Below are 12,689 nucleotides of genomic sequence, written 5' to 3'. Positions count from 1 at the left end.
TCATATTTCTATTCACATTTAGAGTATCCACAGCTTTTGCAGGTATTACAACCGCCTTCAAATGAAAGTTCTAAACCACATATGGGACAGGGATTGACTACGTTTGCGCCATCCGCTTTATCATAGGTTTTACTCTTCTTTTTCAACTGTGCAGTTTCTGTGTCAGATTCCTTTTTATTATCACCATGGTATTTTAAATTCAATTCTGATTGCATTTCTTCATACATCTGAGTCAGTGCTTTTCCGATTGACATTGGGCAGCTGGATCCAGGCGAGGTATCCCGAATTGTCGCTGTCCGCACTGCATAGGAGGAGCAGACCAGTGTACTTTCCAGTTGATCAACAATATCTTCCAGTTCAATTCCACCTCTTGCAGCCAGTGAAATCATACGGCTTAATCCAACCATAAAACTATTGCATCCGCCTTTGGAACCTTTTGAAAGGAATATTTCCATAAATTTCCCGGTGAGAGGATCAAAGAATGCTTCACAATGAAGGGTTCCACAACCAGTCCGAAGGGTTCTTCTTTTTCCGATACAGGCATCTGAAACCTTTACGATTTGACCGCGTTCCAGGTTCCCGGAAGCCTTTTCATCCCTGGTTGTTAATATTCCCAGACGCTTACAGCCATCTCTGAATATTGTAATTCCTTTCAGACCATATTCCCATGCCATAAAATACAAAGCCTGTACCTCTTCTTTTGTAAATTCTTTCGGAACATTTACAGTGGAACTGATGGATGCATCAATATGATTTTGCCACACTGCCTGCATTTTAATTCGTTCCGTGTAGGGAAGGGACTGGGCAGTTACAAAAAAATCTGGCAGATCATTTTCATCTGTAATGCCATGTTCGCTCATATATTCCTGAACAATGGGGGTGTATATTTTATAATATACATCTTCACCATGAAGACTTTCCGTTTTTCTTGTATATGAATTAGAATAGACTGGCTCTATCCCGCCGGATATGCCAAGCATGGTTGACAGTGTTCCTGTTGGTGCAATTGTCAGAAGCTGAGAATTGGACAGACCGCCTGCTTCTTTCACAAATGCAGCCACATCATCCTCTATATTTGCTTTGAAAAATGCAGTTTCCATAATTTCTTCTATTTTGCACTTTGGAAATGGTTCGTTTTCCTTTGCAAGTTTTGCAGATTGATAAACTGCATTATTAATCATTTCTCCTGCAATTCTATTGCATAGCTCAATACTTTCATCACTTCCATATCGAATTCCTAATTTAATGAGTAAGTCTGCAATACCCAATACACCAAGACCAATCTGCCGCCAGTCCCGCACAGAATCCCTCTGTTCTTTCAGTGGGTGTAAAGGAAGACCTTCATCCAGTACTTCATTGAGAGCAATTACACAGGTACGTACATCCTTTGTGAAGTTTTCATAATCAAAGACTTTCTTATTCTCTTTTATCGCAACGTAAGCGGAAAGATTAATTGCTCCAAGCAGGCAGGAGCCTCCAGCCGGTAATGGCTCTTCCGCACATGGATTTGTTCCGGCATATTGGAATCCCCTGGTATTGGACAGCAGATTCCAACTTTCAATACGATCCCAAAACAGCATTCCGGGTTCTGCATAATCCCAGTTCATCTCACTGATTCGGCAAAAAATCTCATATGCATTTACTTCTTTTTCAATTACTTCACCGGTGTCTTCTACCTGAAAGGTCAGCATAAAAGGCGCATGTTCCTTCACTGCTTCCATAAATGCATTCGTTATACGGATAGAAATATTTGCTTTTGTAACCTTCGTTAAATCGGATTTTATTTCAATAAATGATTCTAAATCCGGATGGGTACAGGGGATACTGATCATTAACGCTCCGCGCCTTCCGTTTTGCCCAATTAATTCTGTTACTGCAGAGTATAAATCCATGAATGAAACGGAACCGCTTGTATTCTCAGCAGCATTGTGAACCAGGGCTCCTTTTGGCCTGAGCTTGCCAATATCTACTCCGCAGCCGCCTCCGTAGCTGTATGTTCTTGCCAGTGATTTGGCCGTATCAAAGATACTTTCAATATTATCTTCGGGAGGAGTTACTACATAACAATTGGAGTAGGTAATTTTCTTGCCAAATTTAGTTAATCCTCGATTGGTTAAAATTCTTCCGGCAAACAAAAATTTCTTATTGATAATAAGCTCTGCTACCTGCCTGTTTCCACCTGAGACACGTTCCACCCATTGGTCAAACTCTTCCTCATTATACCGGTATTTATTGTTCCAGATATCCTGCCCTAAAATATTGCCGCACCCCAAGTATTCCGTAATATCCATGTTGAATTTTTCCTCTCTTTCCAAATCAGTTTATATCTGTATTATGACCATATATATAATGGGACAAAACACCATATATTGAGAAACGCTATATATTATATACCATATATAGAATGAGATCAATGGCTTTGTAATAAATAATATTTATTAAAGATAATATAGTTCTATTTCATTTCTCAGCGGATAATTGATATAATTCCATTACCAGTTTCTAAGCGGACAGAAACAGATTCAAGAATAACTGATAATAAAAAGGAGGTATTTATGCGCTATATTGTAACAGGGTGCGATGGTAAATTGGGTGGAAGGGTTGCTGAAATTATGCTCAGCAAGGTTAATCCTACAGAGCTGACTTTTACCTGCCCATACATAGAAAGACTGGAGCCGGAAAAAAAGAGAAAATGGGAATTATCAGGGGTAAAAGTGGAACAGGCAAATTATGATTCCATTGAAGAAATGACAAAAGCATTTGAGGGTGGAGACAGAATCTTTATTGTATCAGGATTGACAATTGGGGAGACCAGAGTCCGTCAGCACAGCAATGTTGTGGAGGCTGCCATTCAGGCGGGGGTAAACCATATTACGTATACCTCATTTTTGGGCGCCAGTGATCCCGCTTATGAGCATGTATATGTCACACCTGACCATACAGCTACGGAAGCATATATTCAGAAAAGACACGAAGAGACCGGTGTGGATTATAGCTTCATGCAGGATAATCTGTATTTGGAAAACTATCTTACAACTTCGGTTATGCTGGCCCTTATGTCAGGAAATAAGTGGTATACAACTGCAGGAGAAGGTAAGGCAACTTATATCCCTAAGGATGACGTGGCAAGAGTAGCTGCAGCTTTACTTTTAGGAAAGGGAGAAAACGGTAAAACCTATAAAATTTGCGGCAGTGAATCCATCAGTCAACGAGATATTGTAGACATAATCAATGAACTTTCTGGAAAAAATATAGAGTACTGTCCTGTCAGCCACCAGGAGTTTTTTGAGTATCTTGATTCCATGCACATTCCGAGAGAAGCAACAGGAGACTACTCCAGGTCGCCGGTTCCGTGGTGTGGAAATGATATGGTTACCAATGAAGGCAGCATTGCAGAAGGGCTAATGAATGTTTCGTCCAATGACGTAGAATTAGTAACGGGAAAGAAACCATTAACAGCAAAAGAGCTTGCTAAAAACTACAGCTATATCTGGGAAAAGAATATAACCAATTGGAAAGATGTTCAGTAGAACAGACTCTTAACCGGAAAAATATGTATATCAGTCAGGGCTGTGCACAAAAAAACAGCGGCACAGCCCTAAAAGAATAAGGTTATTCAGTTAAGCGGTTCAACATTTTATCAGGACTGCTTCTTCACCGGTCTTATATATTTCCAGAATCGTTCCGGATTATGATAAAAATAAAGAACTCTGCCGGGAGTTGGATCAAAGCAGTAGCCGGTATCTGTAAAATCAAAGTCTGCCATAGCCTTTTCAATCTTTTCTTCCACACTCCTGTTTTCCTGTTCATAATCAAAGGGTCCGTGTTCAAACGCAAGATACTCCGCTTCCGGAATATCAATCAGAAGCATTTGCGGCGGTACTTCCCCTTTGTAATCAGCAGGAAGACGTACACCATAACACTCGGTGCGGGGAATGCCCCAATCGCAGAGCCGTCCGTCTGGGTCATTCATATAAGCCATAATCTGACCGCTGCCGCTGTTTGATTCAGTTCCGCCTTCGTCATCCAGTTTGCCCTTAATACTATCCAGTAAGCCGCAGATGGTATCGCAGTCCTGTCCTGGAATCAGACTTTGTTTCTGCCAGAAATCCCAATATCCATTGCTTTCGTAGTTTTTAATGTGCAGAAATTTGTGTGCTGGAATGGTAACAAAATAAATCTTTACATCATTTTCTGTTTTCATCATGCCAATCTCTCCAAATCCTAAAAAGTAGCGGTCGAAAGGGGTTATTTTAGTACGAAGAACTACAGGTTTGGGCTTTTTCCGGTATTCACTTGGAGTAATACCATAGGAATTTTTAAACGCTCTGGTAAAGGCTTCATGTGATGAAAAACCATAATCAAAAGCAATATCCAAAAAACTTTTCTCACTGTCACGAACCTCTTTTAACGCAAAGGCTAACCTTCTGAGCCGTAAATATTCTCTGAACTGCATACCTGATATTTCTCTGAATTTCCTGGTCGTATGAAATTCAGAATAGCCAAGTTTGCGGGAAAGAAATTTAAGAGTCAGCGATTCATCATGATGTTGTCTGATTGATTTATCGATTTCATCAACAATTAGCTGAATTTGCTTGTGCCATTCGTACATTTACCTGTTCACCTCGTTTCAATCGCTCTAAAAGAATTATAACGGATAAGAAATCAGAATTCTTGATTTTACTTGCTGAAAAGCTTCTAAGTGTCCCCTAAAAATTGAATACTTCTTCCCAGGCAAAACAGGCAGATTCTTCTGTGCTATTTGGCCAATGGCTGCACCATGCAGGTACACCAGGAGTTTCTACTCTGTCAAGGCTTGGTGTATAGGGTTTAATATCAATCACTGGGGTATTATGGTTTGCGTCGATAAATGCAATTTGAATGATCCCTTTTTCATAATCAATGTGGATCACATCGACCGTGGTTAAAGCAATGGGATTGGGACGCAACGGTGATCTTGTGGCAAAAACGCCTATTACTTCGGGTCCACCTTTATAGGGCTGCTCTGTCTGCAGCGTTGAGCGGGATTGATCATCATCAAAATCGCTGAACCACCAGAAGATATTGATGTTGCTGAATCCTTCCAATGCTTGCAGAGCTGGAAGATATTGTTCATTTACCTCAATAAACGTACCGTCTTCGTTGTTATGAACCGTTCCAATTGGTTTCACTGTAAAATTATTCATGTGTTTTTCCTCCATTTTCTTGATTTCAAGCAGAGCATAACCCCTCACACCATGTGAGAGTCAAGTGGATAAAAAGAGGAATGGGGCTATTTCATTTCTAGTGGTATCTGAATCTCAATCAGATATTTTTCGGGACTGCTTTCATTCCAGGGACCACGGTGTACGATTTGTCTGGTTGGGGAGGACATTTCATATTGACTGTTTTCTTGCAGCCATTGTGCAAATGCCAGGTAGGCGTCTGCGATATTTGAAAATGCTCCGTATACCATTGTGCAAGCCATTATTGGTACTGGATCAACGTTTCTAAATGTAAAACCATTTATATTTTTCCCCTGTTTCTTTACAGGTGCGCATAACTCAATATCTACATTTTTATCTATGTATTCGGTATCATAATAGATGGAAAAAGTATTTTTTGATATTGGTATCTGATGATCAGCTGCAAAGGCGGATAACTCCTGCCATAAATCACCCTCTGCGTAATAATCGGGTATTGTGCGGCGTAAGGAAAGAACCGGATAAGCTGGTATGGATTTAATTAAAATGTTATAATGCATTTCACTTTTTTTATTTAGAAGTTCGCTTTTTGCAAACTCTATTTTATTTATTTTTTCCTGTTCAGCCTTAATTGCCTGTTCCACCTCCAGCTGCTTCCTGTCAAGCTGCGATACAAGAGAATCGTCATCCTTCATACTTAGAGCTGCTGCAATTTCTGAAACAGTAAAACCGCTGTCACGAAGATAGATGATTTTATTCAGAATCGGTATTTGGTCCACAGAATACATGCGATATCCCGTCCAAGGGTCGACTTCAGCGGGTTTTAAGAGCCCTGCCTCATCATAATATCGGAGCATACGAATTGTTATTTGCGTCAGCTTTGAAAATTCACCTATCTGGAACATCAATTTATCCCCCTTTTCTATTTCCACCTTTATTATAAACATGATTGAATGATACTTCAATTTTTTTGTGAGTTGTTTATTTCGTAAAAATCTGCTATTATAGTCGACATCTTGTAAAAGAAAAGGAGGACTAACTGCTATATGAAATTTCCAGATGGATTCCTATGGGGAGGAGCAGTGGCTGCAAACCAGTGTGAAGGAGCATATAACGAAGACGGAAAGGGGTTAAGTACCCAGGATGTGACGCCCCATGGTATTAAAGGACCGGTAACAAAAGAACCAACTCCAGATAATATGAAGCTGGTAGGAATTGACTTCTACCATCGATATAAGGACGATATTAAGCTTTTTGCGGAAATGGGTTTTAAAGTGTTCCGTACCTCAATTGCCTGGAGCCGGATATTCCCAAATGGGGATGAGAAAGAGCCCAATGAAAAGGGACTTCAGTTTTACGATGATTTATTTGATGAGTTACTAAAACAAGGAATTGAACCTCTGGTAACGATTTCTCATTATGAGACACCTTTAAACCTGTCGGTTAAGTACGATGGCTGGATAAACCGGGATATGATCCGCTTTTATGAGCGTTATGTCAGAACTATTTTTAACCGCTACGGTGGAAAGGTGAAATACTGGCTGACATTTAACGAGATAAATTCCGTGCTTCATGAACCGTTTTTAAGCGGGGGAATCTATACGGATAAGAGCAGATTGAACAAACAGGATCTTTATCAGGCAATTCACCATGAACTGGTTGCCAGCGCACTGGCTACGAAAATCGGCCATGAGATGATGCCCGGCTGCAAAATCGGCTGTATGATCTTAAGCATGCCTATGTATGCCCTGACTTCTAATCCGGATGATGTAATTGCAGCCATGAAATCAGATCATATGAATACATTTTTTGGCGATATGCATGTCAGAGGCCAGTATCCTGGTTATATGAAACGGTATTTCAGGGAAAATAATATTCAGATTCAGATGGCAGATGGGGATGAAGAGCTGTTAAGGAATCATACTGTGGATTTCGTATCATTCAGCTACTACATGAGTACCTGCGAAGCCGCCGACCATTCCGTGGCACAGGCAGGAGAAGGAAATCTTATGGGCGGTGTAACAAATCCCTATTTAAAACAAAGTGAATGGGGCTGGGCCATCGATCCCCAGGGACTTCGCTATGTGCTCAATCAGTTTTATGACCGGTGGCAGAAACCTCTGTTTATTGTGGAGAACGGATTGGGTGCAGTTGATGAGCTGGTAACACAGCCAGATGGAACAAAGACAGTCCTTGATGATTATCGGATTAATTATTTAAGAGATCATTTGATTCAGGTAGGGGAAGCCATAGAAGATGGGGTCCCGGTTATGGGATATACCAGCTGGGGCTGCATTGATTTAGTCAGTGCTTCTACTGCGGAATTAAAAAAACGGTATGGTTTTATCTATGTGGATCGAAATGATGACGGAACTGGTACATTAAACAGATATAAGAAAAAATCCTTTGACTGGTACAAAAATGTGATCGCATCCAATGGGGAAGAGTTGTAAAAGTGTACAAATTGTAATGAGTAATATTGGTTAAAATAACGATTGTTTTAATAACACTCCTGTGATAGGATCTATGTAGTTTACAGGAGTGTTACTATTAAATTAGGCAAGTCTGCATCTGTTTTATTTGGTGCATGCTTGTTTTTTTGTTTTTAATTCATATGTAGCATTATGTTTTTTACACATTGAGATCGAGGAAACTTTTATGAAAATGGTTATTAAGCAGATATTAAATACAAATGCTGTGATATCAAACGATGAAAATGGACAGGATGTCCTGCTGCTTGGAAGCGGACTTGGATTTAAAAGCCGTATCGGCGATGCCATCGATCAGGAGCGGGTTGAAAAACAATTTATTCTGAAAGATAAAAACCATAAAAGTCAGTTCCGGGAAATACTTGATACGGTGCCCCAGGAGTACATCATGGTTGCAGAGGATGTCATTGATTTTGCAGTTCAGGTCTTTGATATGACTCTCAATGAAACCATTCATATTTCCCTGGTCGATCATATTTATCATGCAGTAGAAAATTTTCAGCAGGGGCTTGTAGTACCCAATTCCATTTTACATGATATCATACGGTTTTATCCGGACGAATATAAGGTAGGGCAAAAGATGCTGGATTTGATTGAATCCAAATTCGGTTACCGGTTATCCAATGATGAGGCGGGATTTGTGGCTATGCATTTTGTAACAGCCCGGCATAATCAGATCAGCGGAAATGCCAAAAAGATGATTGTCATGGTGAGCGAACTCAATGATCTGATTATGTCAGAACTGAATTTTCAGGTGAAGGAAGATTCCCTTCCCTATTACCGATATATGACCCATTTGAAATTCTTTGCCCAGCGTGTCATGAAAAAGTATTATTATAAAGAGCATGGCGGGGCGCGTATGCTAGAAGAGCTGCTTAGGAACTACCCCGATGAATATCGTTGCAGCCAGAAAGTATGTCAATACATTGAAGATAAATATCATTACAAAGCGGGGCACGATGAATTAGTCTATCTGGCAGTTCATCTGTCACAATTAAAAAACAGTTAGATTTTGGCAGTGTTATGATTCAGTTCAGCAAAGCCTGGTAATTCTCTTAAATAATAGGGGATAACCAGGCTTTTTTGATAAAAAAATTTAGGGAGGTATCACAATGGCAGATTATGCAAAATTAGCCAAAGATATTGTAGAACATGTTGGTGGGGAAGAAAATATTAATTCCCTGACCCATTGTATCACACGGCTTCGTTTTAAGTTAAAAGACGAAAGCAGGGCGGATACGGAAATACTGAAAAATATGCAGGGTGTTATTAAGGTAATGCAGGCAGGCGGTCAATATCAGGTTGTAATTGGAAGTGATGTAGAAGATGTATATGACCAGATTTTACTGAATACTTCCATCGGGGAGAAAAATGAGAGTGAATCAGCAGAAGCAGATCATTCGGCATCAGGAAACAAAAAGAGCAGTTTTATGGATAAAATGACAGATCTTATTTCCGGTATCTTTATGCCCTTTATGGGAGCATTTGCCGGAGCAGGACTTTTAAAGGGTTTTCTGGTATTATTCACAACTCTGTCCCTGCTTGATAAAACGTCTACCACTTATACCATACTTTATGCTGCTTCAGACGGTATTTTCTATTTCCTGCCTATTTTCCTGGCATATTGTGCAGCACAGAAATTTGGCGCAAAGCCGTTTATTTCAATGGCAATCGCCTGTGCGATGTGTTATCCATCTATGACGGCTCTGTTTGCCGATAAGGAAGTTGCTGTTACATTTTTCTCGATTCCGGTAAAGCTGATCAGCTATCCAAGCTCTGTACTGCCCATTCTTTTAACCGTTTATGCGCAGTCTAAACTGGAAAAAGGGTTGATGAAAGTAATTCCAAAGATTATTCAAAGTATCGTTATTCCAGTAGTTGATTTCGCTATTGTTTTCCCTGTGGCTTTGATTGTGATCGGACCGGTTACAGATATTGTGAGCAGAGGAATAGCAGGAGGAATTCAGGCAATATTTGCTTTCTCTCCAGCAATTGCAGGATTTGCAATGGGTGCTTTATGGCCGGTGTTTATTGTGTTTGGTTTACACTGGGGATTTTTACCTATTATTATGAACAACTATTCCGTATTAGGATATGATTATATCTCACCAGCTACATTTGGCGCTAACTTTGGTATTGCAGCAGCATGTCTGGCAGTATTCTTAAAGACAAGAAATAAAGATATGAAATTAGTATCCGGTTCTGCTTCCGTCTCAGCTTTGATTGGTGGCGTAACAGAGCCAGGTATCTACGGTGTTTTAATGAAAAACCGTAAAATATTTATCGGAATGTGTATTGTTAACGGAATCAGTGGTATTATTGCAGCGGTTACAGGATGTATCCGTACCGCCCAGGTTCCAGTCAACCTTTTAACGATCCCAGCCCTTTTTGCCATGGCGGGTCCGGCTATCGTTGTATCAATCACATTTTCTTTTGTAATAGTATTTTTATTAACTTATTTCTTTATTTATAAAGATGAAGTATAATAAAAAATGGTGAATAATGGCAGCATAAAAAGATAACAGGAGAGTGAAAGATGCTGAATTTTTCAGAATTATACCCATGCAGCAATCAGGCAAGAATGTCCCAGCCGTTAGATGGTATGTGGAAATTCCGGTTTGATCCGGAGGAAAAAGGACTGCAGGAGGGCTGGCAGCATAAGTTGCCAGATCCCATCTCCATGCCGGTTCCCGCAAGTTTTTCCGACTTTTTCACCACAAAGGAAGAACGGGATTTTTGCGGAGATTTCTGGTATGAGACAGAAGTATTTGTACCTCGGGAATGGGAGAAACAGGAGTTGGAAATCCGTTTCGGAAGCATTACCCACCGCGCAAATGTTTATTGCAATGGCAGTCTGACAGCAACCCATGAAGGTGGATTTTTGCCGGTGGTTGCCAGAGTGACGGATCATGTGAAATTTGGTGAGGTAAATACATTTATCGTAAAAGCCAATAACGAATTAAATGAAGAGAGTCTTCCCTGTGGAGCCACCATGGTTCTTCGTGACGGAAGAAAACTGGCCAAGCCTTATTTCGACTTTTTTAATTATTCCGGAATCCAGAGAAGCGTATGGCTTGTTTCAAAGCCCGTGGAATCCATCGAAGATTTCAGTGTGGATTATGAGTTAAATGGAGAAGATGCCGTTGTTCATTATCAGATTATGACAAATGGTGATCATGTGGTTTCCTTTGAATTATTTGATGAGAATAAACAGCAGGTGGCGAAAAGCACAGGTGCGAAAGGAAGTGTGACTGTTTCCAAAGCCCATTTGTGGAATGTAGGAAAAGCCTATCTTTATCAGGCAGTCATGCGTATCTGGGATGGAGAAACACTGATTGATGAGTATTCCTCTAAAATCGGGATCAGAACAGTAAAAATAGCAGGAAAAGAAATTCAGATGAATGGCAAGGCTGTTTATCTGAAAGGATTTGGAAAACACGAAGATTTTGAAGTGATTGGCCGTGGCTTCAACTGGGGTGTTTTAAAGCGAGATTTTGAATGCATGAAATGGATTGGTGCCAACTGCTTTCGAACCAGTCATTATCCTTATGCAGAAGAGTGGTATCAGTTCGCAGATAAAGAAGGCTTTCTGATTATTGATGAGGTTCCGGCAGTGGGGATGATGAGATCCACCAGAAACTTTGCAGATGCAGGAACCGGTAAATTCACCAGATTTTTTGAAACACCTACCGTACCAAATCTGTTAAAGAACCATCTTCAGGCAGTGGAGGAGATGATTGTAAGGGATAAAAACCATCCCAGTGTAATTGCATGGAGTCTGTTTAATGAACCGGAAACCACCAGCGAAGAGTCGAAAGATTATTTCACTGCGGTGTTTGATGCCGCAAGAGCCTTGGATCCACAGAACCGTCCGATGACAGGGGCATTTGAAAAGAACAGTCAGCCGGAACTGTGTAAGTGCTACCAGCTTTGTGATTTTATCTGTTTGAACCGTTATTACGGGTGGTATATCAAAGGAGGCCCGGAGCTTGTTGATGCAAGGGAAGCCTTCTTAATTGAAATGAATAAGTGGAAAGATAAAAATTTGAATATACCGTTTGTATTTACTGAATTTGGCACTGATACCATGGCAACAGAACATAAACTTCCCAGTATTATGTGGAGCCAGGAATACCAGAACGAATATCTGGATATGAATTTTGAAATATTTGACCAGTTTGAGTTTGTGCAGGGAGAATTGGTTTGGAACTTTGCTGATTTCCAGACAACAGAGGGAATCATGCGTGTAAATGGGAACAAAAAGGGGATTTTCAATCGGGTAAGACAGCCGAAAAGCGCTGCTTTCGTATTAAAAAAACGTTGGGAATCATTGGACTAATTATATAGAGGACTGAGCGAATGGGATTTTTAGATAATTTATTTGGTAATAAAGAGAAAACAGAATCAAATACTACTGCTCTAAATAGTATAACCTGTGAACCAAAAACAATTTACAGCCCTTTAAAGGGAACTGTAATACCCCTTTCTAACGTAAGCGATCCGGTATTTGCAGAAGAAGTTATGGGACCAGGTGTTGGCATCCAACCAGAAGAAGGAAAGTTATATGCTCCGGTTGATGGTGAGATTGTATCCGTATTTCCAACCGGACATGCAATTGGTATGACAACCGGGGATGGAATGGAAGTATTGCTTCATATTGGCATTGATACAGTGCAGCTGGAAGGTGATGGTTTTCATGCTTTGGTAAAACAGGGAGATCATGTGAAAGCTGGGGAGCTGCTGGTAGAATTCGATTGTGCTAAGATTAAAGAGAAAGGTTATCAGACAACCACTATGGTTCTGGTGCCCAATGCCGCTTTGATGGGGACTATGAGCCAGCCAAAGTTAGGCTCGGTTGAACCTCTGGAACAAATCTTTAATTTTCTGTAATAACTTTCAGGGGAGTATTAACAGAGATAGATAACACATTATAAACATAAAAACGCGGGCAGCTTTAAAATGTGAACCGACCCCCAAATGTTAGACCTGAAATCTAACATTTGGGAGGTCGGTTTTT

General features: G+C 40.3%; 10 protein-coding genes. 6 read left to right on the top strand and 4 right to left on the bottom strand.

Features of this window, described 5'->3' with window-relative positions:
- Positions 1-8: 8 nt before the first annotated feature.
- A complete protein-coding gene (locus ABS301_RS15650; protein WP_349673110.1) occupies positions 9-2,291 on the bottom strand; it encodes an adenosylcobalamin-dependent ribonucleoside-diphosphate reductase in 2,283 nt (760 codons plus the stop codon).
- A gap of 264 nt (positions 2,292-2,555) precedes the next feature.
- On the opposite strand from ABS301_RS15650, the gene ABS301_RS15645 reads away from it, so the two are divergent.
- Positions 2,556-3,530 carry an NmrA family NAD(P)-binding protein gene (locus tag ABS301_RS15645; protein WP_349673109.1) on the top strand — a complete coding sequence of 325 codons (975 nt, stop codon included), beginning with the start codon at positions 2,556-2,558 and terminating at the stop codon, positions 3,528-3,530.
- A 110-nt stretch (positions 3,531-3,640) separates the two neighbouring features.
- Here ABS301_RS15645 and ABS301_RS15640 read toward each other — a convergent pair whose 3' ends face one another.
- From ABS301_RS15640 to ABS301_RS15630, 3 genes are all read right to left on the bottom strand, one after another.
- On the bottom strand, positions 3,641-4,612 hold the full coding sequence (locus ABS301_RS15640) for a helix-turn-helix transcriptional regulator (protein ID WP_349673108.1): 972 nt from the start codon (positions 4,610-4,612) through the stop codon (positions 3,641-3,643).
- Positions 4,613-4,709: 97 nt separating this feature from the next.
- Positions 4,710-5,186 carry an SAM-dependent methyltransferase gene (locus tag ABS301_RS15635; RefSeq protein WP_349673107.1) on the bottom strand — a complete coding sequence of 159 codons (477 nt, stop codon included), beginning with the start codon at positions 5,184-5,186 and terminating at the stop codon, positions 4,710-4,712.
- An 86-nt stretch (positions 5,187-5,272) separates the two neighbouring features.
- Positions 5,273-6,088: a MerR family transcriptional regulator gene (locus tag ABS301_RS15630; protein WP_349673106.1), complete on the bottom strand. Its 816-nt coding sequence runs from the start codon at positions 6,086-6,088 to the stop codon at positions 5,273-5,275.
- A gap of 141 nt (positions 6,089-6,229) precedes the next feature.
- Between ABS301_RS15630 and ABS301_RS15625 the strand changes: the two genes are divergently transcribed.
- The 5 genes from ABS301_RS15625 (at position 6,230) to ABS301_RS15605 (ending at position 12,562) form a co-directional block, all read left to right on the top strand.
- Positions 6,230-7,636 (top strand): glycoside hydrolase family 1 protein, encoded by a 1,407-nt coding sequence (locus tag ABS301_RS15625; RefSeq protein WP_349673105.1) that lies wholly within the window; start codon positions 6,230-6,232, stop codon positions 7,634-7,636.
- 205 nt (positions 7,637-7,841) lie between these two features.
- Positions 7,842-8,681 carry a PRD domain-containing protein gene (locus tag ABS301_RS15620; RefSeq protein WP_277407030.1) on the top strand — a complete coding sequence of 280 codons (840 nt, stop codon included), beginning with the start codon at positions 7,842-7,844 and terminating at the stop codon, positions 8,679-8,681.
- Positions 8,682-8,784: 103 nt separating this feature from the next.
- Complete coding sequence (locus tag ABS301_RS15615) at positions 8,785-10,158, top strand: PTS transporter subunit EIIC (protein ID WP_349673104.1); 1,374 nt, start codon at positions 8,785-8,787, stop codon at positions 10,156-10,158.
- 50 nt (positions 10,159-10,208) lie between these two features.
- A complete protein-coding gene (uidA, locus tag ABS301_RS15610) occupies positions 10,209-12,011 on the top strand; it encodes a beta-glucuronidase (RefSeq protein ID WP_349673103.1) in 1,803 nt (600 codons plus the stop codon).
- Between the two features lie 20 nt (positions 12,012-12,031).
- The gene (locus ABS301_RS15605) at positions 12,032-12,562 is read left to right on the top strand and encodes a PTS sugar transporter subunit IIA (RefSeq protein ID WP_349673102.1); all 531 of its coding nucleotides are present in this window, start codon (positions 12,032-12,034) and stop codon (positions 12,560-12,562) included.
- The last annotated feature ends 127 nt before the right edge of the window (positions 12,563-12,689 follow it).

Origin of the sequence: Lacrimispora sp. (genome assembly GCF_031982545.1) — a bacterium.
Classification (GTDB): Bacteria; Bacillota; Clostridia; order Lachnospirales; family Lachnospiraceae; genus Lacrimispora.
Note: the sequence above shows the minus strand (reverse complement) of the source record. Positions and strands in the feature narration are given on the sequence as shown.

Coding starts and splice junctions, on each gene's coding strand:
- ABS301_RS15650 (WP_349673110.1), bottom strand. CDS start 2,291: ATGGATATTACGGAATACTTGGGGTGCGGCAATATTTTAGGGCAGGAT.
- ABS301_RS15645 (WP_349673109.1), top strand. CDS start 2,556: ATGCGCTATATTGTAACAGGGTGCGATGGTAAATTGGGTGGAAGGGTT.
- ABS301_RS15640 (WP_349673108.1), bottom strand. CDS start 4,612: ATGTACGAATGGCACAAGCAAATTCAGCTAATTGTTGATGAAATCGAT.
- ABS301_RS15635 (WP_349673107.1), bottom strand. CDS start 5,186: ATGAATAATTTTACAGTGAAACCAATTGGAACGGTTCATAACAACGAA.
- ABS301_RS15630 (WP_349673106.1), bottom strand. CDS start 6,088: ATGTTCCAGATAGGTGAATTTTCAAAGCTGACGCAAATAACAATTCGT.
- ABS301_RS15625 (WP_349673105.1), top strand. CDS start 6,230: ATGAAATTTCCAGATGGATTCCTATGGGGAGGAGCAGTGGCTGCAAAC.
- ABS301_RS15620 (WP_277407030.1), top strand. CDS start 7,842: ATGAAAATGGTTATTAAGCAGATATTAAATACAAATGCTGTGATATCA.
- ABS301_RS15615 (WP_349673104.1), top strand. CDS start 8,785: ATGGCAGATTATGCAAAATTAGCCAAAGATATTGTAGAACATGTTGGT.
- uidA (WP_349673103.1), top strand. CDS start 10,209: ATGCTGAATTTTTCAGAATTATACCCATGCAGCAATCAGGCAAGAATG.
- ABS301_RS15605 (WP_349673102.1), top strand. CDS start 12,032: ATGGGATTTTTAGATAATTTATTTGGTAATAAAGAGAAAACAGAATCA.